Annotated in this window: 19 protein-coding genes; 10 read left to right on the top strand and 9 right to left on the bottom strand. The window is 72.3% G+C overall.

From position 1 onward, the window contains the following. Nucleotides 1-21 precede the first annotated feature (21 nt). Together HF577_RS11540 and HF577_RS11545 are read right to left on the bottom strand one after the other, a co-directional pair. Nucleotides 22-1359 carry an MFS transporter gene (locus tag HF577_RS11540; RefSeq protein WP_169395793.1) on the bottom strand — a complete coding sequence of 446 codons (1338 nt, stop codon included), beginning with the start codon at nt 1357-1359 and terminating at the stop codon, nt 22-24. Between the two features lie 166 nt (nt 1360-1525). Beyond that, complete coding sequence (locus tag HF577_RS11545) at nt 1526-3064, bottom strand: acyl-CoA synthetase (protein ID WP_169395794.1); 1539 nt, start codon at nt 3062-3064, stop codon at nt 1526-1528. Between the two features lie 191 nt (nt 3065-3255). On the opposite strand from HF577_RS11545, the gene HF577_RS11550 reads away from it, so the two are divergent. Continuing rightward, nucleotides 3256-3771 (top strand): pyridoxamine 5'-phosphate oxidase family protein, encoded by a 516-nt coding sequence (locus tag HF577_RS11550; protein ID WP_169395795.1) that lies wholly within the window; start codon nt 3256-3258, stop codon nt 3769-3771. A 7-nt stretch (nt 3772-3778) separates the two neighbouring features. On the opposite strand, the gene HF577_RS11555 is transcribed toward HF577_RS11550, so the two are convergent. After that, on the bottom strand, nt 3779-4846 hold the full coding sequence (locus tag HF577_RS11555; RefSeq protein WP_312859080.1) for an NAD(P)H-dependent flavin oxidoreductase: 1068 nt from the start codon (nt 4844-4846) through the stop codon (nt 3779-3781). 42 nt (nt 4847-4888) lie between these two features. Continuing rightward, on the bottom strand, nt 4889-5929 hold the full coding sequence (locus HF577_RS11560) for an NAD(P)H-dependent flavin oxidoreductase (RefSeq protein ID WP_169395796.1): 1041 nt from the start codon (nt 5927-5929) through the stop codon (nt 4889-4891). A 211-nt stretch (nt 5930-6140) separates the two neighbouring features. On the opposite strand from HF577_RS11560, the gene HF577_RS11565 reads away from it, so the two are divergent. Then, nucleotides 6141-7133, top strand: coding sequence for a phosphotriesterase family protein (locus HF577_RS11565; protein ID WP_312859081.1), 993 nt, complete (start codon nt 6141-6143; stop codon nt 7131-7133). 140 nt (nt 7134-7273) lie between these two features. After that, the gene (locus HF577_RS11570; RefSeq protein WP_169395797.1) at nt 7274-8155 is read left to right on the top strand and encodes a TetR/AcrR family transcriptional regulator; all 882 of its coding nucleotides are present in this window, start codon (nt 7274-7276) and stop codon (nt 8153-8155) included. 104 nt (nt 8156-8259) lie between these two features. Here the strand turns inward: HF577_RS11570 and HF577_RS11575 are convergent, their stop codons facing one another. The 3 genes from HF577_RS11575 to HF577_RS11585 all read right to left on the bottom strand — a co-directional run bounded on the left by HF577_RS11575 (nt 8260) and on the right by HF577_RS11585 (nt 11344). Then, on the bottom strand, nt 8260-9213 hold the full coding sequence (locus HF577_RS11575) for a DUF5996 family protein (protein WP_169395798.1): 954 nt from the start codon (nt 9211-9213) through the stop codon (nt 8260-8262). Between the two features lie 116 nt (nt 9214-9329). Further along, nucleotides 9330-10964, bottom strand: coding sequence for an amidohydrolase (locus HF577_RS11580; protein WP_169395799.1), 1635 nt, complete (start codon nt 10962-10964; stop codon nt 9330-9332). Nucleotides 10965-10999: 35 nt separating this feature from the next. After that, nucleotides 11000-11344, bottom strand: coding sequence for an antibiotic biosynthesis monooxygenase family protein (locus HF577_RS11585; protein ID WP_211174116.1), 345 nt, complete (start codon nt 11342-11344; stop codon nt 11000-11002). Nucleotides 11345-11505: 161 nt separating this feature from the next. Here HF577_RS11585 and HF577_RS11590 point away from each other — a divergent pair, with 161 nt between their 5' ends. The 3 genes from HF577_RS11590 (at nt 11506) to HF577_RS11600 (ending at nt 14553) form a co-directional block, all read left to right on the top strand. Further along, nucleotides 11506-12750, top strand: coding sequence for a M23 family metallopeptidase (locus HF577_RS11590; protein ID WP_169395800.1), 1245 nt, complete (start codon nt 11506-11508; stop codon nt 12748-12750). 95 nt (nt 12751-12845) lie between these two features. After that, nucleotides 12846-13457 carry a DUF3040 domain-containing protein gene (locus HF577_RS11595; RefSeq protein ID WP_169395801.1) on the top strand — a complete coding sequence of 204 codons (612 nt, stop codon included), beginning with the start codon at nt 12846-12848 and terminating at the stop codon, nt 13455-13457. Between the two features lie 40 nt (nt 13458-13497). Beyond that, entirely contained in the window at nt 13498-14553 is a 1056-nt protein-coding gene (locus HF577_RS11600) for a lysylphosphatidylglycerol synthase transmembrane domain-containing protein (protein WP_169395802.1), read from the top strand. Between the two features lie 3 nt (nt 14554-14556). Here HF577_RS11600 and HF577_RS11605 read toward each other — a convergent pair whose 3' ends face one another. Continuing rightward, nucleotides 14557-15177, bottom strand: coding sequence for a uracil-DNA glycosylase (locus HF577_RS11605; protein ID WP_169395803.1), 621 nt, complete (start codon nt 15175-15177; stop codon nt 14557-14559). Between the two features lie 115 nt (nt 15178-15292). Here HF577_RS11605 and HF577_RS11610 point away from each other — a divergent pair, with 115 nt between their 5' ends. From HF577_RS11610 to HF577_RS11625, 4 genes are all read left to right on the top strand, one after another. Further along, nucleotides 15293-16189 carry a Vgb family protein gene (locus HF577_RS11610; RefSeq protein ID WP_246266241.1) on the top strand — a complete coding sequence of 299 codons (897 nt, stop codon included), beginning with the start codon at nt 15293-15295 and terminating at the stop codon, nt 16187-16189. Nucleotides 16190-16248: 59 nt separating this feature from the next. After that, entirely contained in the window at nt 16249-17154 is a 906-nt protein-coding gene (locus tag HF577_RS11615; protein WP_211174118.1) for an aminoglycoside phosphotransferase family protein, read from the top strand. A gap of 199 nt (nt 17155-17353) precedes the next feature. Continuing rightward, nucleotides 17354-18283 carry a hypothetical protein gene (locus tag HF577_RS11620; RefSeq protein WP_169395805.1) on the top strand — a complete coding sequence of 310 codons (930 nt, stop codon included), beginning with the start codon at nt 17354-17356 and terminating at the stop codon, nt 18281-18283. A 23-nt stretch (nt 18284-18306) separates the two neighbouring features. Next, the gene (locus HF577_RS11625; protein ID WP_169395806.1) at nt 18307-20679 is read left to right on the top strand and encodes a heavy metal translocating P-type ATPase; all 2373 of its coding nucleotides are present in this window, start codon (nt 18307-18309) and stop codon (nt 20677-20679) included. Here HF577_RS11625 and HF577_RS11630 read toward each other — a convergent pair. Further along, nucleotides 20607-21539, bottom strand: a complete 933-nt coding sequence (locus HF577_RS11630) for an SDR family NAD(P)-dependent oxidoreductase (protein WP_407692201.1) — start codon at nt 21537-21539, stop codon at nt 20607-20609. The two genes, HF577_RS11625 and HF577_RS11630, sit on opposite strands and share 73 nt — an antisense overlap. Nucleotides 21540-21561: the final 22 nt, after the last annotated feature.

Genomic DNA, 21561 nt, shown 5'->3' on the forward strand with positions numbered 1-21561 from the left:
ACTCGCGGGGGTGGGGGTGGGTCAGGGGTTCCTGGCGGCCGGTTCTCCTGTGACGGACGCGGTCCTCGTCAGCGTCAGGCCCGTGGTCTCCGGGGCGAGCGTCTGGGAGACGAGCGCACCGACCGCGCAGAGCGCCGCGCCGATGACCATCGAGGCGCCGATGCCGATGGTGGAGATCCCGACCGGGAGCAGGAACGTCCCGATGGCGGCTCCGATCCGGCTGAACGCGGAGGCGATGCCCACCCCGGTGGACCGGACGTCGGTGGGGAACACCTCGATCGGGTAGACGGCGGTCAGGTTGCCCGACAGGGCGTTGAAGAACGAGAACAGCGCGAAGCAGACCACGATCACCAGCGCGGGGGCGTGGGTCCACACCCCGACCACGAGCAGGGCCGCTGCCATGATCCAGAAGGGCCCGATGAGCTGCCTGCGACGCCCCATCCGCTCGATCGTCAGCATGCCCACCACGGCTCCCACCGCGGCGATGCCGTTCGCCGCGATCGTGCCCGCCCGGGGGTCCGCCAGCTGGAGCGCGGCGAACACCTGCGGCGCGAAGGTGAAGATGGCGAAGTAGGGAGCCACCAGGCAGGCCCAGAACGTGCAGACGAAGATCGTGCGCCTGCGCAGACCGGGGGCGAACAGGTCGCGCCAGCCGGCACCCGGCTTCTCCAGGCCGTACTCCTCGCCGTGGAAATGCGCCTCTCCCCCGAGATGGCGGTCGACGATGGCGCGGGCCTCGTCGACGCGCCCCTGGTGCATCAGCCATCGCGGCGACTCGGGCAGCCCGATGCGCAGTGCCAGCACCACGAGGGCGGGCACCGCGCTCGTCACAAGCACCCACCGCCAGCTCCAGCCGGCCAGGTCGACGAGGGCGTAGGCGGCCACGACGGACACCAGGTAGCCGCCGTACCAGAACACCAGCAGCTTCGACAGCCTGCGCCCGCGTCCCCGGGTCGGGGCGAACTCGGCGAGCATCGCGGCGCCGATGGCGTACTCCGCCCCGATCGCGACACCGAGGAGCAGCCGCACGACGAAGAGCTGCCACGGCTCGGTCACCACTCCCTGCAGCAGGCCGAGGATGACGAAGGCGACGATGTCGATCAGGAACAGGCGCCTGCGGCCGAAGCGGTCGGTCAGGTAGCCCACGATCGGGGAGCCCAGGAAGATCCCGATCAACGAGGAGGCGCCGATCAGCCCGGCCCAGAGCGGGGAGATGTGCATGCTGGTGGCGATCAACGGGAGGACCACGCTGAGCACGCCGAGGTCGTAGCCGTCGAGCCCTTCACCCCACGCCGTGGCCAGGGTCAGGCGACGCAGGAAACCGCGCTCGCCACGCGCCGCCTCAGCGCCTCCGCTCATCGTGCCCCTCGCCACCGGTCGCCGTCAGCGCGCAACCGTGACGACCGGGGTCCCGCCCGCGCGGCCCGCACCGTCGGCGAGCCGATCGACGGTAACCACCCCTCGTCGATCACGCTCGTCGCGACGACCGGCGAGCAGCAGCCCGCACGGCATGTACGGGCGGCCTTCAGTGCGACGGCGGGTAGCCCGCACGCAGCTTGCCCTTCTGGAGCTTGCCGGCCTCGCTGCGCGGGAGCGCAGCGGCGAAGTCGACACTGCGCGGAACCTTGTAGTGCGCGATCCGCTCACGCAGGTAGGCGATCAGCTCCCCCGCCAGCTCCGGCCCGGCCGGGACGCCTGCGGCGGGCTGGACCACGGCCTTCACTTGCTCCCCCATGTCCGCGTCGGGGATGCCGAAGACCGCGACGTCGAGCACCGCGGGGTGCAGCGCCAGTGCGTTCTCGACCTCCTGCGGGTAGATGTTCACCCCACCGGAGATGATCACGAACGCCTTGCGGTCGGTGAGGAAGAGGTAGCCGTCCTCGTCCAGATAGCCGATGTCGCCGGTGGTCCCCCAGTTGGCGTGTTCCGGGTGCTGCGACCGGCGGGTCTTCCCCGGGTCGTTGTGGTAGGTGAACGGGAACACGTCGCGCTCCACGTAGACGAGCCCCACCTCGCCGGTGGGGAGCTCCTTCCCGGCGTCGTCGCAGACGTGCAGGATGCCGAACGCCGGGCGCCCGACGGACCCGGGCTTCCGCAGCCACTCCGCCGAGTCGATCAACGTCATTCCCAGCCCCTCGCTGGAGGCGAAGTACTCGTGCAGGATCGGGCCCCACCACTCGATCATCTTCCGCTTGACCTCGACGGGGCACGGTGCGGCGCCGTGGAGGGCGAGCCGGTGCGAGGACAGGTCGTGGGCCGACCGCCGGTCGTCGGGCAGCTTGAGCATCCGGACGAACATGGTCGGCACCCACAGGCTGTGGGTCACTCGGTGCCGCTCGATCGCCTCCAGCGCGGTCTCGGCGTCGAACCGGGGCATGACCACGACCGCGCCTCCGGTGGCGTGGACGGTCCCGCAGAACGCCAGGGGCGCGGCGTGGTAGAGCGGCGCCGGGCACAGGTAGACGGTGTCGGCGTCGTAACCGTGGGCTTCGCGCAGGACCCGGGCCGCGGGCCGGACGTTGGCGTCGATCTGCTCGCCCGGCAGCGGCGGCCGGATCCCCTTCGGCTGCCCCGTGGTGCCCGAGGAGTACAGCAGGGTGGCACCGCGCGGCTGGTCGGCGGACGGCTCGGGGGACGCGGCGGTCAGTGCGGCCTCGTAGTCGTCGTACCCGTCCTGCGGGCCGCCCATCGCCAGGTGGAGCGCCACGCCGGGGGTCCGGCCGGGCAGCCCGGGGGTCGCCTCGGCCATCGCCGCCGAGACGACCAGCGCCTTCGCGCCGCAGTCGGTCACGATGTAGGTGATCTCCGGTACCGACAGGTGCCGGTTGATCGGGGTGAAGTAGAGGCCGCTGCGCAGCGCCGCCCAGTAGACCACCCAGAACTCCGCGATGTTCTCCGCGAGGAGTGCGACGACGTCGCCGGGGCGCAGCCCGGCGTGGTGGAGCACGTGCGCGAGCCGGACGGAGCGCTCGTCGAGCTCGGCGTACGTCATCACGGCGCCCGTGTCGGACATGACCACTGCCGGCTTGTCCGGCGTGAGCGCCGCGAAGGTTCCGGGGAACACCGTGTCTCCCGCCTGGAGGGTTCGCTCCGATCGTCGGCGCGTCCCTCACGGCGGTCAAGGCAGGGGGTGACCCGCCGGGGCGAGGGTCACGCGCAGGACGGGTCTTCCGGACGCATCACCCGGCACCGATGAGAACCACCGCCCGGCGTGGTCCCCATCGCGACGACGACCACGCCAGGAGAGGACACGGGATGCCGAGCACCGAGCCGACCACGCAGATCGACCACCGGTACGGCGATGCGGAGGCCGTTCCCACCCCGTGGTCCACGGCCCAGGAGCACCTTGCGGCGGCAGAGGTCGCCTGGCTCTCCACGGTGCGACCTGACGGCCGGCCCCACGTCACGCCGCTGCTGACCGTGTGGCTCGACGGCGCGCTGCACATCTGCACGGGCGAGGTCGAGCAGAAGGCACGCAACATCGCGGCCAACCCGCACGTCGTGCTCACCACCGGCACCAACGCCCTGCGCGGGGGGCTCGACCTGTCCGTGGAAGGACGGGCCGAACGCGTGACCGACCCGGAGCGGCTGCAGGTCCTCGCCGACGCGTGGGAGAAGAAGTACGGCAGCGAGTGGCACTTCGAGGTCCGCGACGGTGGGTTCGAGGGCGGGCACGCTCTGGCGCTCGTGTTCCGGATCGAGCCCACCACGGTCTTCGGGTTCGGGAAGGGCCCCTACAGCCAGACCCGCTGGTGCTTCCCGGGATCCTGACCCCGGGTCAGGCGAGCAGGCCGGACGCGTCGCGCCACATCCGGGCCACCACCTCACCCGCCGGTTCCTCGGTGGCGAGCGCAGCGCTCTGCCCGGCCCAGTGGTTGACCTCGTCCATGCCGTCCGGTTCACCCCGCCGCAGCTGCCCGACGAGTCGGAGCTGATCCGGGAACGGCGCCGGACGTGGCGCGCCCGGCTCGGTCCAGGCCCGCACGTACGGCGTGGGGGCCGCCCGCGCCAGCCGGCCGGAGTAGGCCCGCGTGGCCACGGTGGCCTCCGGGGCCAGGCCGTCCAGCGACGCGGCCCACTCCTTGCTGGTTCCCGTCTCGGGGCAGCGCAGCAACGCGGTGCCCACCTGTACCGCGCTCGCGCCCAACGCCAGCGCCGCAGCGACCCCGCGCCCGTCGGCGATCCCGCCCGCGGCGATGATCGGCACCTGCAGGTGGTCGGCGAACCGGGGAAGCAGGGCGAAGAGCCCGACGTCGGTGCGCTCGGCCGCCTCCTGGTCGAAGCTGCCCCGATGGCCGCCCGCCTCCATGCCCTGCGCCACGATCGCATCGGCGCCGGCCTCCTGGGCGGTGAGCGCGTCGTCGAGCGTGGTGGCGCAGGCGAACCAGGCGATCCCCTGCTCGTGCAACCGGCGGACGAAGTCCGGCTCGAAGACACCCATGATCGAGGAGATCACCGTGGGCCGGGCGGCCAGCATGGCCTCGCACTGCGCATCGAACGCCGGGGGCGGTGGCCCGGGGGCGTCGTCCGGCGTCCCGAACCGCCCGAGGAACTCGCGGGCCTCCGCGACCCGGCGCTCCCGCTCGTCGGGGTCGGCGACGGGCGGTTCCGGGATCCAGATGTTCAGCTGCAGTGCACCGGAGGATCCGGCGCGGAACTGCTCCACCCATTCCGCGATGCGCAACGGGGCGAACTGCAGCACGCCGGCGCCACCCATCCCACCCGTCTCGGCCACCGCGACGGCCAGCTCGGGTGGACAGGCTCCTGCCATCGGAGCCTGCAGGATCGGCAGCCGCAGGCCGAACCGATCGCAGAACTCCTGCGCCCGCTGTCGTGCGTCCGCCACGGTCTCCTCCTTCGCGGTGCGTGCAGTTCCCCGCACACGCACTCAGCTCGTCGAGAGCAGACGGTGTGCCTCGCTCATCATGCCGGTGACGATCTGCTCGACGGGCTGGACGTCGCGGACGAGACCGACGCCTGCCCCCGCCGGGAACACCATCTCCTCCCACTCCCCGGTGGTGTCGACCGTGGGCGGGATCGCGCTGAACGTCGGCATGTCGTACGGGATCCGCGCGCTGTGCGGGAACAGGGTGGTGTGGCCGATCACTCCGGCGGGCGGGGGGTCGGGGATCTCGCTCTCCCGACCGGCCCACTCGGCGACGGCCCTGGTCGGCAGCAGGCGGTACCGATGCGCCGGCCACTCCGGTCCGAAGGCCGTGGTCACCACGGGCGGCCCGGCGGCGTCCACCAGCCGCCGCTTGTACTCGGGGTGAGCGGGGCTCTCGGCGGACGCGACGAGCCGGGTTCCGACCCACACCCCGTCGGCGCCCGCCCGCAGCGCGGCAGCGGCGGCCACCCCGTCGGCGATGCCGCCAGCCGCGAGGAGCAGCTGCTCGGGAAACCGGCCCCGGATCTCGGCGAGCAGGTCGTGCAGCGGGACGACCCCGCGGGCGTGGCCGCCCGCCTCCACGCCCTGCGCGACCAGGCCGACGACGCCGAGCCCGACCGCACCCGCGGCGAGCTCGACCGAGGACACCTGCATCCACACCCGGGCGCCCGCATCGGTCAGCCGTCGCACCCAGTGCGCCGGCGGCAGGTCGTGGTGGAACACCACCAGCGGTACAGCGAGCTCGACACAGGCGTCGACGTGCCCGTCCGTGGATGCCGGACCCATGCCGGTCTCGGCGCAGATCAGGTCCACGCCCCACGGGCCGTCGGTGAGCTCGCGCAGCTCGGCGGCCATCACGGGCAGGCTCGGTGGGGGATCGGGCGAGGCGCCGATGATGCCGAGGCCTCCCGCGTTGCTCACCGCCGCCACCAGCGGCGGATGGGCGACGAACCCCATGCCGGCGCCCACGAAGGGGTGCCGGAGCCCGAACTCGCGCGTCAGCCGGGTGCTGATGGTCGATTCGTCGCAACTCCAGTGCACTGGACGGTCCGCCGAATTCGTGTTCACACCGATCTGCTGGTCCCCCACTTTTCCACTGGAGCACGGCCGTTAGCGCGGCGTCAATTCACTGCATTTATCGCGGAACGACCGAAGGCTCTTCCGTCCACCGACACGACTTACCGGATGATCCGGATCCGTACCTGAATCTGACGTCACCATCGGTTACTGTTCCGGCCACGCAGGTGCGCGCGTGACCGACGACGGAGGCGAAGTGGCAGGACAGGTGGAGACGATCCGAGGGCCGGTCGAGGCCGGCGAGCTCGGCACCGTGCTGATGCACGAGCACGTGTTCGTGGTCAACGAGGAGGTCCACCGCAACTACCCCGACTGGTGGGACGAGGAGCAGGGGATCGCGGACGCCATCACGCGGCTGAAGACCCTGAAGGACCACGGAGTGGACACGATCGTCGACGCCACCGTGGTCGGCCTCGGGCGCGACGTCGCGCGGGTGGCTCGGGTCAACGAGCAGGTGGACCTCCACATCGTCGCCTGCACGGGGTTCTACACCCTCGGCGATGTCCCGCCGTTCCTGATGTACCAAGGTCCGGGCACCGCCCTGGGCGGGGACGAACCGCTGATCGACCTGTTCGTCACCGACATCACGGAGGGCATCGCGGGCACCGGCATCAAGGCCGCGTTCCTCAAGTGCGCCATCGAGGCCGAGCTCACGCCCGGCGTGGAACGGGTGATGACGGCGGTGGCGGAAGCGCACAAGCGCACCGGTGTGCCGATCACCACGCACACCAGCAGCCCGCTCCGCACAGGTCTGGTCATGCAGGAGGTCCTCGGACGAGAGGGCGTCGACCTCGGCCGGGTGGTGATCGGCCACAGCGGCGACACCACCGATCTCGACTACCTGCGCACGCTGATCGGCAACGGCTCGTACGTGGGGATGGATCGGTTCGGGCTGGACATCTTCCTCCCGGCCAATGAGCGGGTGGCGACGGTCGCGGCCCTCGCTGCGGAGGGCCTCGCCGACCGGGTCGTGCTGGGCCACGACGCGTCGTGCCACATCGACTGGTTCCCGGCGGGCTTCCGCGAGCACGGCGCGCAGAACTGGCACCACACCCACATCCCGGACGACGTGGTTCCCGCCCTCCGCGAAGCCGGTGTGACCGAGGACCAGCTCACCACCATGCTGGTGGACAACCCCCGCCGGATCATGGCCCACGACGGGCGCTGACCTGGGGCTGCGCGCCGCATCACCATCCGGTCGGGGGGCACAAGGTACGTTCCGGTGGTGAACGGGCATGCGTCCCTCGTCGTCCCCCGTGACCTGCGTATCAGGGGGTCGCGGGTCACGGGGGACGGCGGTTCCGGGCGATGACCGAGCCCCGCGTGCGGCGAGGACGGAGCAGGCAACAGGCCGCGCTGGACCGCGTCGCCAAGCAGATGTTCGACACCTACGGCTTCACCGACACCCACATCGCCGGCATCGCGCGCGAGGCCGGCGTCTCGCTGTCCACCTTCTACAGCCACTTCGGCTCGAAGGTACGGGCGTATCGAGAGGTCATGGGCATGGAGCCACCGTTGCCGGACGACGACGGCGAGACCGGCAGGACGCTGACGGCACGCGCCCGGCGCACCCGTGCCGCCCTGATCGCCGCCGCCCGGGAGTGCTTCGAACGGGACGCGTACCACGCGGTGCGCATCAGCGACATCGCTGAGCAGGCGGGCAGCGCGGTCGGGTCGTTCTACACCTACTTCTCCTCGAAGCAGGAGATCTTCACCGCCGTGCTGAACGGAGCACTCGCGGAGCTGTCGCGGCTGCGCCCGGAGGTCCCCGTCCCCGGCCCCCGGCCCGCGGTCACCCGGGAGGAGCGGCGGGCGCGCGCCGAGGAACGGATCCGGGCGGCGATCGAGTACTACTTCGACGGGTTCACGCTCCAGGCGACGATGGCGCTGCGCGTGGACGAGGCGGTGTCGATGCACCCGGAGCTGATGCCGCTGCGGCTGGCGCTCCACCAGGCGTCCGCCGAGCGGATCGCAGGCAGCGTGCGCCGTTGGCAGGAAGCGGGGATCGCCGACCGCGGCCTGGACCCCGAGCACACCGGCCACGCCCTCGCGGCGATGGTCGGCCACTCCACGCGCGTGTGGATCGCCTACGGGCAGGAGCACGACCGTGCCACCGCGATCGACACGCTGGTACGGCTGTGGGTCAACGGCATCGGCCTGGCCGCGGCAGCCGACGCATCCTCCGGGTAGCCGCGGCAGGCGCCGGCGCGGGCAGCAGCTGTCGCTCAGCACGCGATCCATGGGTCCTCCCTCAGCGCCCCGCTCCTGCGCCCGATCCTGCCGTGGCCGAGGGGTCACGCCTGCCGGGCACTGCGCCGCTCGGCCTCGATGACCGGGTCGGTGACGCCGCCTGCCGACGCCCACCTGTCGATGTCCCAGCCGGCCCGGCCCGCGCCCGCCCGGTAGGCGCTGTCGTAGAACTCGAGCACCGCTCCTCGCGGATCCGGCTCCGCGCGCGCGTCGTCGTAGCGCAGCACGGCGAGGTGACTGCCGCCCCGCTCCACCCAGCCGGCCGCCGGCGGATGCAGCGACTCCTCCGCCAGCCCTGCGGGCTCCGGCGACGTGTAGGAGTAGAAGGCCGGCTCGGGGAACGTCTCGTCACCGAACCAGAAACCGAAGCTGACCAGCTCCCGGGAGTAGGCCTCCCGGGTCACCGCGTCCGTCGACGGCGGGTGCTCGACGAGGGCGTCGCCGAACCGGGTGACGGCGACGTCGAAGGTGTGCCAGAAGTGGTGCACGGGGCTGGTCTTGCCGGAGTAGCCACCGGCGAACTCCTCGAGCAGCAGGTTCACCTGGCTCAGCACCCGCCAGTAGCGGGTCACCGCGACCGTGTCGTAGCGGGAGTGCTCGGTGTCCTCGGCGAAGGGCCGGTCCGAGTCGGGCAGGTCGAACGGTCGGGGCTGCGCGATCGTGACGTCCGCCCCGACGGCGGACAGCCCGCGACGTAGCTGTTCGTGGAAGCCGGCGACCGACTGCCCGGCGAGGGGGAACGAGTACCGCCCGCCGGTGGTTGCGGCGACGTCGAGCCGGTGGTCCAGGAAGTCGAAGTCGATGGTGAAGATCGTGGCGCCGTCGGTCATCGGCCGGGTGGTGATACCGCGGCCGGTGACGTGGAAGGGCACACTCCACCAGTGGTTGCGGCGCGGGCTCGCCGCCAGCCGGATCTTGCCGACGATCTGGGCGTAACGGTGCAGCGTCGCGCGGGTGTCCTGCCAGTCCGCGTACGGAAGATCAGGGAACAGTTCCACAGGGACGGCATGCCCGTCCCGGGAGGCGGCCACACCCGTCACATGGACACATATCGCTGAAAAACGGCTGGTGGAACAGCGACATGTGACCATGTCGCGCCAGGAGCGGGTCGCTCTCACCCGGCCAGGTGCACCACCCGGCCGTCCACCACCGTGGCCTCTGGCGACAGGCTCAGCAGTTCGTCCAGCTCACGGGTGAACGGGTCGGCGGGGTAGGCGACCAGATCGGCCGGGGCGCCCGGCACGAGGGTCCCGGTGGCACCGCCGCCGAGCAGCCGGGCCCCCGCGGTGGTGTAGAGGTGCAACGCCTCGGTCCGGCTGATGGCGTGACCCGCACCGAGCAACCCGGCCGGCGTCCGGCGGGTGACCATGCCGTACACCCCCCGCAGCGGGTCGAGCGGACCGATCGGGTGGTCGGTACCCGCGCTGATGCGCACGCCCGCGTCCATCAGCTCCCGCAGCGGGAACATCTCCGCCACCCGGTCGGCGCCCCAGGCAGCCACCAGCGGCTCGGCCAACCCCTCGAGCAGCGCCTGCTGCACGGTGACGGGGATTCCCAGCTCGGCCGCGTCGGCGATCCGGTCACCCATGAGACCGCCGTGCTCGACCACGAGCATCCCCGGCGGGAGCGGCCCGGTCCGGCTCTTCACCACCCGCACCGCGTCGAGCAGCAGCGCCACGGCACGATCGCCGAAAGCGTGCACGCCGGTCGGCCAACCCCGCCGCACCGCCACGGCCAGCACGTGGGTCAGAGCGTCGAGGTCCCACATCAGCTCGCCGCGGTAGCCGGGCCGGTCGACGTACGGCTGCTCCAGCGCGCCGGCCTCCACACCCCCGTCGAGCACCATCTTCAGGCCCCACACCCGCACCAGCCCGGCGCCCACGCGCGGCCGGACGTCCTCGGCCTCGAGCCCGTCGAGGTAGGCGTCCATCGACCCGGCGGCCTCGATCGCGGCCGGCGTGGTCCAGATCATCGCGTGGCTGCGGACCGACAGGCGCCCGGCCGCCTCGGCGCTGAGGTAGGCCTGCCATTCCTGCGGGGTGACGGCCGGGTCGCGCACCGTGCCGATGCCGTGCGCCCCGTACTCGGCCGCCGCCCGGGCCAGGCCGTCCGCGAGCAGTGGGACGGGCGTCGGTGGCAGCACCCGGCCGGCGAGCTCCAGTGCCGTGTCCTGCACCCATCCGGTCGGGCGCCCCGCCGCGTCGCGCGCGATGAAGCCGCCCGGCAGGTCGGCGGTGTCGGGCCCGATGCCCGCCAGGCGCAGCCCCTCCGAGTTGAGCACGCCGTTGTGCCCGCCACGCAGGACGAGCACCGGGTGGTCGGTGGTGGCGCTGTCCAGCTCCGCCGCCGTCGGCAGCCTGCGCTCCGCCAGCCGCACCTCGTGCCAGTCGGCGGCAGTGACGATCCAGCTTCCCGACGGCGTGTGGGCGGCGCGCTGCCGGATCAGCTCGATGAACTCCGGGATGTCCCGGGCCCGGGACACCGGCACCCCGAGGACGTTGCGGGCCGCGAACATCAGATGGTTGTGGGTGTCGACGAACGCCGGGAGCACGACGAGGCCGGGGTCGTCGAGCACCGTGGTCTCCGGTCCGACCAGGTCGGCCAGGCCGTCCCACTCGCCCAGGCCCCTGCTCCGCGCGACGATCCGGCCCTGCCGGATCGCGACGCCCGTTGCGAGCGGAGCGGCGGGATCCATCGTGTGCACGGTGCCGGCCCGCACCACGAGATCGGCGGCCTTCGCGTCTGCCATGACCCCTGCCTACCCCGACCGCGGCCTCATCGGCGTCAGGCAGGCGGCTCGCCGCGCGCCTCGACCACCACCTCGTGCCAGGAAATCGCGCTCTCGCCCTCCTGCAGGCCCTCCATGCGGGTGCGGGTCTCGGCGAACGCGCCCTCCTCGTGCCAGGCCTGCCAGTCCGCGCGGCTCTGCCACGTGCCGACGACCACGCGCTTGTTCTGCCCGTCGAGCGGGATGAGCAGCTGGCCACCCACCCATCCCGGGCGGCCCCGTGCGGCTGCCAGCCGCTCCCGCATCGCTGCGTCCCACTCCGGTTCGGAGCCGCGTTCGAGCGTCACTTCCGTGATGACGGTCATCATGTCGACCAGTTCCCCTTCCGCGTGGTGACGCACCAGGGTTTCCCGCGGCACTCGATCCCACTCACACGAACGGCTCCGGGGCGGCGACGGGGGGTAACGCCCCCGGTCCACAGCCGAGTTCCCCCGGTAGAGCTTTTCCGAGTCCGGCGCCGCCGCCGGGGGACAACGGTGCGCCCGCCCGAGTAGGAGCGGTGATGGCACCGTCGCGGCGTGGAACGGCAGTGGCCGGGTTGCTGGCCGCCGGGGCGATGGTCATCACGGGGTGCGTCGCAGCACCGGAGCCCGCCGAGCCCGGCGTGATCCCCACCACCAGCCCGATCAGCGGCGAAACGCGGACGACCACCACGGCCACCGCGCTCACGCCGCTGCTCGTCACGGCCCGAGGGCCCGTGGTGCCGTTCACCGGCTCCGACGGCAAGGTCATCGTCACCTACGAGCTGGCGCTGGAGAACACCACACCGCTCACGTTGACCCCGACGAAGGTCGAGGTGCTCGCCCCGTCCGGGGCGGTTCTCCAGACCCTCGACCAGGCCCAGGCCGCGGCGGCGCTCGCCCAGCCCACGAAGCGCGGGGGCGTCCAGCAGCTCACCGAAGCGCAGACGGCCACGCTGTACGTCACGCTGGAGTTCGGCGCCCGGCCCGACGTCCCCGACCGCCTCGACAACCGGATCACCGTCTCCGCCCCAGGGCTGCCAGCCGGAACGGCAACGGCGGGCCCGGTTCCCGTCACCGTCTCCCCGTTCCCGCCGCCCGTCCTGGGCCCGCCGTTGGAACCCGGCACCCGCTACGTCGCCGCCGACAGCTGCTGCGACTCCCCGCGACATCGCCGGGCGCCGCTACCGATCGACAACCGGGTGTGGCTCGCTCAGCGGTTCGCCGTGGACTGGGAGCAGCTCGACGACCGGAACCGCACCGTCACCGGGGAGAACCCGGCGGACCCCGCCGACTACACGATCTACGGCAAGCGCACGATCGCGGCCGCCGACGGCACCGTCGTCCACGTGGAGAACGGCCTGCCCGACCAGAAGCCCGGTGCGCTCCCCGCCACCACCAGCCCCGCGCAGGCCGACGGGAACAGCGTCGTCATCGACATCGGCGGCGGGCTCCACATGTTGTACGCGCACATGCAGAACGGCTCCATCGTCGTCAACGAAGGACAACGGGTCACCCGGGGCGAGCAGCTCGGGCTGGTCGGGAACTCCGGCAACACCTCGGCGCCACACCTGCACTTCCACGTGATGGACGGGCCGTCGCCGCTCACCTCCGAAGGCGTGCCCTACACGATCGACTCGTTCGCGACCACCGGGGAGATCACCTCCACCGCAGCCTTCGACGAGCTGGAGAACACCACGCGCCCCCTGCCCGTCCGGCCCCTCCCGGGCGACGGCCGGCACCGGGACCAGATGCCGCTGGACCGCGTGCTCGTGACCTTCTCCTGACCCGCCTTGCGGCCGCCCGCGGGGGCAGGCGCTGAAGATCGTGACAGCGATTGTGGCGATGCCTCGCGCGTAGGATGTGGGGAAACCGCGGGCTCATGAAGTTCGTGATCAACGCCGACACGGACGAGATCCTCGGCGCCCCGCTCCTCCGCATCGACGCGCAGGAGATCATCAATACGGTCCGCTGTCGCCGTGCGGCACGGCGTCACGCGGCCGCGCTCTGCGATGCGATCGACACCCACCCCAGCCCTACCGAAGCGTTCGACAGCGTTCGACGAGGCGCTCGTCACCCTGGTTCCGGCCGACGAGCCGCAGGTCGGCACCGCGACCCCCGGAGAGGATCCCACGTCCATGACGGAGCAGGAGCCGGCCCGGCCGCCGTCGGTGGTCAACCCATGAGCCTGGACCACCATGACTTCCTGCAGCTGAGCAGGATTGCAGAATCAGTGCGAAGAAGTGATCCCGAACTGGCTCGCACACTCGCTGCGCCGATGGGGCCACAGCGTTCTTCGTGGCAGATCATCGCCTACGTCACACTGTTCTCTTCTGCAATACTGTTGGCGACGGGGCTGGCGATCGGTGCTGCCCTACCTGCCGCGGCAGGAGGGATTGTCCTGATCACGATCTATCCGTTTCTTCTGATCAAGGAGAAGAAGCGATCACATCACAGGAACGCTCGATCGAAACGGAACCGGCCGGGGACGTGACCAGAGGCAACGACCAGCAGACGACGCCGGCACGGCGCTGATGCTCAAAAAGCATTGGCAGACGATCGCGCACTGGGTGGTCGTGGGCGTGGCGATCGGCTATCTGGCCTGGCTGGTGCCCGGACTGGCTTCGGAGGCCAGCACCGCCATCGGACAGCTGGACCACCTGCGGTGGGGGTGGTTCCTGGTCGCGGTCGTGTGTGGGCTCGCGCCGCTCGTCCTCTACGGCGAACTGCACCGGCAGCTCCTCCGGGTGGGCGGGAGCACCCTGCCGTTCACCACGGTGCAGGGCATCAACTTCGTCGAGAACGCCGTGTCCACCACGGTGCCCGTCGTCGGGGGCGCCGGTGCCATCGTCTATGCGATCGACCAGTTGCGACGCCGCGGGATCGACTCGGCACTGGCCTCCTGGTCGGTGCTCATGGCCGGGGTGCTCGCCACGCTCTGCCTGCTGGTGATGGGTGTACTCGGGCTGGGCCTGTCCGGCCACGTCCCGATCGCCCTCGCCGCGGTGCTCGCCGCGGTGATCATCCTGGGCTCCATCGGCGCGTGGAAGGTGGTCACGCATCCCGCCGTGCTGCGGAACACCCTGCACCTGGCGGTGATGCTGGCCCGCTGGATTCCCGGGGTGTGCCACACGTGCCGGGATACCTGGACGGTGCGCGCCGACGAGGTCGCCCAGCGGCTGTCCACCCGGATCACGCTCCTGCAACCGAGCGTCGGCCAGTGGCTCGGCCTCACCGCGCTGGCGGCGTCCACGTGGGTGCTGGACTTCCTGAGCCTGGCTGCCAGTGTCGCCTCGGTGGGCGCCCCGGTGCCCTGGGGAGTGCTCCTGGTGGGCTTCCTGCTCGTGCAGGGCAGCATCGCTCTGCAGATCTCTCCCGGTGGTGCCGGCCTGGCCGAGACGAGCCTGCTCGCGGCGCTGGTCACCTCCGGTGTCGCCGCCGGTCCGGCGGCGGCGAGCGTGCTGATCTACCGGTCCATCACGTGGCTGGGTCTCGCGATGCTGGGCTGGATCGTGTACGCGTTCTGGATCCACACCGCCCCGCTCCACCTCCACCGGCACGCACCCGAACTCAGCGAGGCACGCAGCTGACGGTCAGCGGATGACGGCCGCGACGTCGCGATAGGCGCTCTCCCGGTGCTCGGCACGGGCACGCCGCACCTCGGGGTCGCGGTGGAACAGCGCCTGACGGCCGGGATGGAACGTCGCGACCACCTTCTCGACCCGGCGGGCCGGCACCGGGTGCCGCCTGGCCAGGCGCTCCCAGCCGGCTCGGGCGTGGGCTCCCTGCAGGAACACCACGCGGATGTCGGGCATGAGCTCGATGAGCTGCACCAGCGGTGCCACGCCCGCGTCCAGCTGGGCCGCCCCGGGAGCGGCGTTGATGTACCAGGGGTAGGCGTTCCACGGCGTGATGTCCGCAGCCCCGATGCCGACGTCCGTGAACATCTGCAACTGCCGCTCGGCAGTCGGGTCGTCGTTCTCGATGCACAGGAACCCTGACCCCGCCCCGTCCCGGGTGGCCGGCCCGGGGTCGCGCAGGATGCTGAGCACGCGGGCCGTGGTGCCGCCGTGGAGCGGAGCGACGTGGGGCAGCCAGCCGCGCGCATCACCGCGCAGGGCGTCGACCATCTCGTTGATGGGACGCACGTGCGGGGCATAGCGGCCGGCCTCCTGGGCCGCCCGGAAGGCAGGATCGGCCATTCTCCTCGGCATCGCGGCAGCATGCCCGATCAGCTGGGCGAGCGGCACGGCGTATTGCCGCGACAGCGACGACGTCGCTCCGCTCTACTGCACGCGGCGATTGTCGAACGGCGAAGGAGAATGCTTCGTGCCGAAGGCTGATTTCATCAGGACGATCACCCGCACACCGGTGGGTGCGCCGGGCAGCGGCCCGTACGCGGTGGTCGTCGACCCGCAGGACGCCACCTGGACCACGCTCGTCCACTCCGGCCAGGTCGCCCGGCTGCCCGCCGCCGGGCCGGTCGAGATCCACGATCTCGGCAACCCGGCCTGCCGCCCGTCGCAGGTGACGATGGGGCCGGACGGGGCGCTGTGGGTCACCCGCAACGGCGACGACCGCATCGACCGCATCTCCGCCGACGGAACCCGCGGGAGCTTCGCCGTCCCCGACGGAGCCGGGCCGTACGGCCTCACCACCGGACCCGACGGGGCGCTGTGGTTCACGGCGCTGGGCGCCGGGGCCATCGGCCGCCTCGACCTCGACGGGAACGTGTCCATGACCGTGCTGCCCGGCGGCGGGGCGCCCGCGATGATCACAGCGGGTCCGGACGGCGCGCTGTGGTTCACGCTCAACCGGTCGGGCGCACTCGGACGCATCGACGTCGACCGGGACATCACCCTGCACCGGCTACCCGATCCCGCCTGCGGGCCCGTCGGCATCACCGCCGACACGGCCGCGATCTGGTTCGTCGAGATCGACGCCGGGCGCGTCGGCCGCATGTCACCTGCCGGAGATCTCCAGGAGTTCGACCTGCCGGACCGCTCGGCGCGGCCCCACGCCATCACCTCCGACCGCGCCGGTGGCCGCTGGGTCACGCTCTGGTCCGGCCACTCGGCGGCGCGCATCACCGAACGCGGTGAGATCGCGGAGCTCCACACATTTCACGACGGCGACGAGCCGCACGGCATCGCCATGGCCGCGGACGGCTCGGTCCTGGTGGCTCTGGAGAGCGGAGACATCGCACGCCTGCACCCCGGCCGCTGACGCCCCCGTGTGCGCGAAATCGGTCGCCCCGGGAACGCGGGGGCGTCAGGATGCGCGCGATGCACCGCGACCGGATCGACGCCGCCCTCGCCGCGCGGCTGGTCGCCGCGCAGTTCCCCGAGTGGGCGGACCTCGCGGTCGTCGCGGTCGAGGTGAACGGCTGGGACAACCGCACGTTCCGCCTCGGGGACACCATGACGGTGCGGCTCCCGAGCGCCGAGGGTTACGTGCAGAGTGTCGCGAAGGAGCACACCTGGCTGCCGCGGCTGGCACCGCACCTGCCGCTCCCGATCCCCGTCCCGCTCGCCCTGGGCGCCCCGAACGACGAGTACCCGTGGCCGTGGTCGGTCCGCCGCTGGATCGACGGGCACCTCGCCACTCCCGGACGGATCGGCGACCTCGTCGCCTTCGCCCGGGATCTCACCGGCTTCCTCGTGGCACTGCGGCTCGCCGACGCGGCGGGCGGGCCTGCGGCGGGCGCACACTGCTTCTTCCGGGGCGCCCCGCTCGCGGTCTACGACGCGGAGACGCGCGAGGCCGTCGAGGCGCTCGGGTCGCGGGTCGACGGTGACGGCGCGACCGGCGCCTGGGACGCCGCCCTCGCCGCGCCCTGGACCGGGGCGCCGGTCTGGTTCCACGGCGACATCGCGTCCAACAACCTCCTCGTCGACGACGACGGCCGCCTCGCCGCGGTCATCGACTTCGGCACGTGCGGGGTGGGCGACCCCGCCTGCGACCTGGTCATCACGTGGACGCTCTTCCACGGCGAGAGCCGCGAGACGTTCCGGTCCCTGATGCCTGCCGACGACGCGATGTGGGCGCGGGCCCGGGGCTGGGCTCTGTGGAAGGCGCTCATCACCATCGACTCCCCGGACGTCACGCCCGCTGTGTCGGCGGAGGCGGCCCGTATCGCCGACGACGTCATCGCGGAGCACCTGGCGGCCTCGGTGGGCGTCGGTCCCTGATCTCCAGTTACCCCCCAGGGGTACTGCTCCGTTCGACTGATCTTCCTCGTGCGCTCCCACCCGCGGTGCTAACGTCCCGTTCGCAGATACGGATACCCCCTACCTGTATCTGACGAGAGGACCTCTCTGATGAGCGAGAACACCTGACGCGCCGCCCACCGGCCGCCGACAGCAGCGCTCGACCAGGACGGACAAGGACATGAACACCACTGCGAAACTCGCCGCGTACGGCGCGGCGCTCGCCCTGCTCGTGGGCGTCGGATACGCCGCCGGAAGCGCCGTCGGCCCCCGCTCCGTCGCCGCTGCCGGCTCCGGCGCGTCCGGCGCGGCACCCTCCCCGGCCGCGGACATCGTCGTGGCGGCCGCGCCGGATCTGCCCGGCGGGCTGGCGTCGAGCAGGGACGGCTACACCCTCACGCCCACCGACCCGAGGCTCACCCCCGCAACCCCCACCGAGTTCGCCTTCCGCATCAGCGGGCCGGACGGGAGGCCCGTCACCGCGTTCGACGTCGAGCACGACAAGCGGATGCATCTGATCGTCGTGCGCCGCGACACCGCCGCCTACCAGCACGTCCACCCCGAGATGGGAGCCGACGGCACGTGGCGGGTGGCGCTGACCCTCCCGGCGGCGGGCTCCTACCGCGCGTTCGCCGACTTCACCCCCACCGGCGCGGACGCCACCACATTGGGCGTCGACCTGGTCGCCGCAGGCGCCTTCGAGCCCGTCACGCACGCAGCGAGCCGGACGGCCCTGGTCGACGGGTACACCGTCGAGCTGACCGGCGAGCTCGTGCCAGGACAGGACTCGCCGGTGACACTGACGGTCAGCAAGGACGGCACCCCGGTCACCGACCTGCAGCCCTACCTGGGCGCCTACGGGCACCTGGTCGCGCTGCGCGAGGGCGACCTCGCCTACCTGCACGTCCATCCCGACGGCACCCCCGGGGACGGCCGCACCGCCGCGGGACCGCAGATCTCGTTCCTCGCCGCGGTCCCCAGCGCGGGCACCTACCGGCTGTTCCTGGACTTCCGGCACGGCGACGTCGTCCGCACCGCGGAGTTCACGGTGCCGACCGGCGCCGCGGTCGCGGACGTCGAACCGCCGGCCGGTCACAGCGACGGCCACTGATCATGAAAGGCGCAGCCGGATCGATGACCATCACCACGGCGCCCGCGGACGCCCCCACCACCACCACCGACATCGAGCTCACCATCGGCGGCATGACCTGCGCGTCCTGCGCGAACCGGATCGAACGGAAGCTGAACAAGCTCGACGGGGTCACCGCCACGGTCAACTACGCCACCGAGAAGGCCAGGGTCACCGCACCGGCCGGCGTCGCACCGGCGGTGCTCGTCGCCCAGGTGGAGGCTGCCGGCTACACGGCCACCCTGCCCGCACCTCCCGCGGCCACCGGCAGCTCACCCGGGCCCGAGGAGCCGGACGCGACGCTGCCGTTGCGGCACCGCCTGCTCACCAGCGCCGCGCTCGCGGTGCCGGTGATCGCCATGGCGATGGTCCCCGCTCTGCAGTTCACCTACTGGCAGTGGATCTCGCTGGTGCTCGCCGCACCGGTGGTGACCTGGGCGGCCTGGCCGTTCCATCGGGCGGCCTGGGTGAACCTGCGCCACGGCACCGCGACCATGGACACCCTGGTGTCGATCGGGGTGCTCGCGGCGTTCCTCTGGTCGCTCTACGCCCTGCTGTTCGGCACCGCAGGCGTGCCCGGCATGACCCATCCGTTCGAGCTGACGGTCGCCCGTGGCGACGGCGCCGGGAACATCTACCTCGAGGTCGCCGCCGGCGTCACCACGTTCATCCTGGCCGGGCGCTACTTCGAGGCGCGATCCAAGCGCCGCGCCGGCGCCGCCCTACGCGCGCTGCTCGAACTGGGCGCCAAGGAGGTCACCGTCCTGCGGGACGGCGCCGAGATCCGGGTCCCGGCCGACCAGCTCGCCGTCGGCGACCGGTTCGTCGTCCGTCCCGGCGAGAAGATCGCCACCGACGGCGTCGTGGAGGCCGGAGCGTCGGCCGTCGACGCCTCGATGCTCACCGGGGAGTCGGTGCCGGTCGAGGTCGGGCGCGGCGACACGGTGGTCGGAGCCACCGTGAACGCCGCGGGCCGGCTGGTCGTGCGGGCCACCCGGGTCGGGTCCGACACCCAGCTCGCCCGGATGGCCGGGCTGGTCGAGGACGCCCAGAACGGCAAGGCGCCGGTGCAGCGGCTCGCCGACCGGATCTCCGGGGTGTTCGTCCCGATCGTCATCGCACTGGCCGCGGCCACCTTCGGGTTCTGGCTCGGCACGGGCGGTGGGGCCGCCGCAGCCTTCACCGCGGCGGTGGCCGTGCTGATCATCGCCTGCCCGTGCGCGCTGGGCCTGGCGACACCGACCGCGCTGCTGGTGGGCACGGGGCGGGGCGCACAGCTGGGCATCCTGATCAAGGGTCCCGAGGTGCTGGAGTCCACCCGCCGGGTCGACACCGTCGTGCTCGACAAGACCGGCACCGTCACGACAGGGCAGATGAGCCTCGTCGCGGTGACCATGGCCGAGCCGGCCGCGGCCGGTGCCGACGGCATCGACGAGGACGGCGTGCTGCGGCTGGCCGGTGCGCTCGAGAACGCCTCGGAGCACCCGGTCGCCGCCGCGGTCGCCCGCGGCGCCACCGAACGCGTCGGCGCCCTGCCGGAGGTCGAGGAGTTCGCCAACCACGAAGGCCTCGGCGTCCAGGGCGTGGTCGAGGGCCACGCGGTGCTGGTCGGGCGCCCGGAGCTGCTGGAGCAGTGGAGCCAACCCCTGCCCGACGGTCTCGCCGCGGCGAAGGCCGCGGCCGAGGCACAGGGCCGCACCGCGATCGCCGTTGCCGTCGACGGCACCCCCCGGGCCGTGCTGGTGGTCGCCGACACCGTCAAGCCCACCTCGGCGCAGGCCGTCGCCCGGTTCCGGGCGCTCGGCCTCACCCCCGTGCTGCTCACGGGCGACAACACGGCCGTGGCGCACGCGGTCGCCGCCGAGGTCGGCATCGACCCCGGCCCCGACACCGTGATCGCCGGGGTCCTGCCGGCCGACAAGGTCGAGGTGATCACGCGGCTGCAGGAGCAGGGCAAGGTCGTGGCGATGGTCGGTGACGGCGTGAACGACGCCGCCGCGCTCGCCCAGGCCGACCTCGGCATGGCCATGGGCACCGGCGCCGACGTCGCGATCGAGGCGGGCGACATCACCCTGGTGCGCGGCGACCTCCGCGCCGCCGCCGACGCGATCCGGCTGTCCCGGCGCACCCTGACCACGATCAGAGGCAACCTGTTCTGGGCCTTCGCCTACAACGTCGCCGCACTGCCCCTCGCCGCCGCCGGGTTGCTCAACCCGATGCTGGCCGGCGCCGCGATGGCGTTCAGCTCCGCCTTCGTCGTGGGCAACAGCCTGCGGCTGCGCGGGTTCACCTCCCGGGCGGACGATCAGCCGGCGGCGGCCAGCAGGTCCTCGGACACGGTCCACAGGCGCTCGGCGTTGGCCGCGTCGAGGGCGTAACGGGCCACGCCGTGCAGGCCTCCGCTGCGTCGGTCGACGACCTCGGTCTCGTTGCAGTCGACGAAGTAGCGTCCGCCGACGCCGTCGAGCAGCGGCGACACGGCGAGCAGGACCGAGGTCGCCGCCCCCTGCTCCACCGACTTGATCAGCTCGGGCGGGACCCTCCCGCTGCCGCGACCGCCGGTGTGGCGCTGCAGGTTGGTGTAGACCGCACCGGGCATGAGGGCGTTCGCCGTGATCCCGTCGGGCCCCCAACGCCGGGTCGCCTCCACCGCGAACAGGACGTTCGCCGTCTTGGACTGGCCGTAGGCCGCCCACGGGTCGTAGGGACGGAAGGAGAAGTGCAGGTCGTCGAAGACCACCGGGGACGCCTGGTGACCGGACGAGCTGACCACCACGATCCGCGCGGAGCCGTCGGCTGCCAGCGCGGTGTGCAGGCCGACGGCCAGGCCGAAGTGCCCCAGGTGGTTCGTGGCGAACTGCAGCTCCCAGCCCTGTCGGGTGCGTCCCTCGGGGCTCGCCATGACCCCGGCGTTGTTCACGAGCACGTGCAGCGGACCGTCCCAGGAGGACGCGAACGCGGCAACCGACGCCGGGTCCGCGAGATCCAGCGGTAGGACGTGCAACGCCCGGTTCCCGGTGGTCGCGGCGATGTCCTTGACGGTCCGTTCCCCCGCCGCGACGTCGCGGACCGCCAGGACGACCTCGGCGCCGGTGGCGGCCAGTGCGCGCGCCGTCTCCACGCCGATCCCCGACGATGCGCCGGTGACCACGGCACGGCGGCCGGTCAGGTCGACGCCCGCCGCGACCTCGGCGGCGGTGCTGGCAAATCCGAACGGGGTCGCGATGGGACTCACGATCGGCACTCCTTCGAGATAACGT

This window comes from Pseudonocardia xinjiangensis, from assembly GCF_012911925.1.
Taxonomy (GTDB): domain Bacteria; phylum Actinomycetota; class Actinomycetes; order Mycobacteriales; family Pseudonocardiaceae; genus Pseudonocardia; species Pseudonocardia xinjiangensis.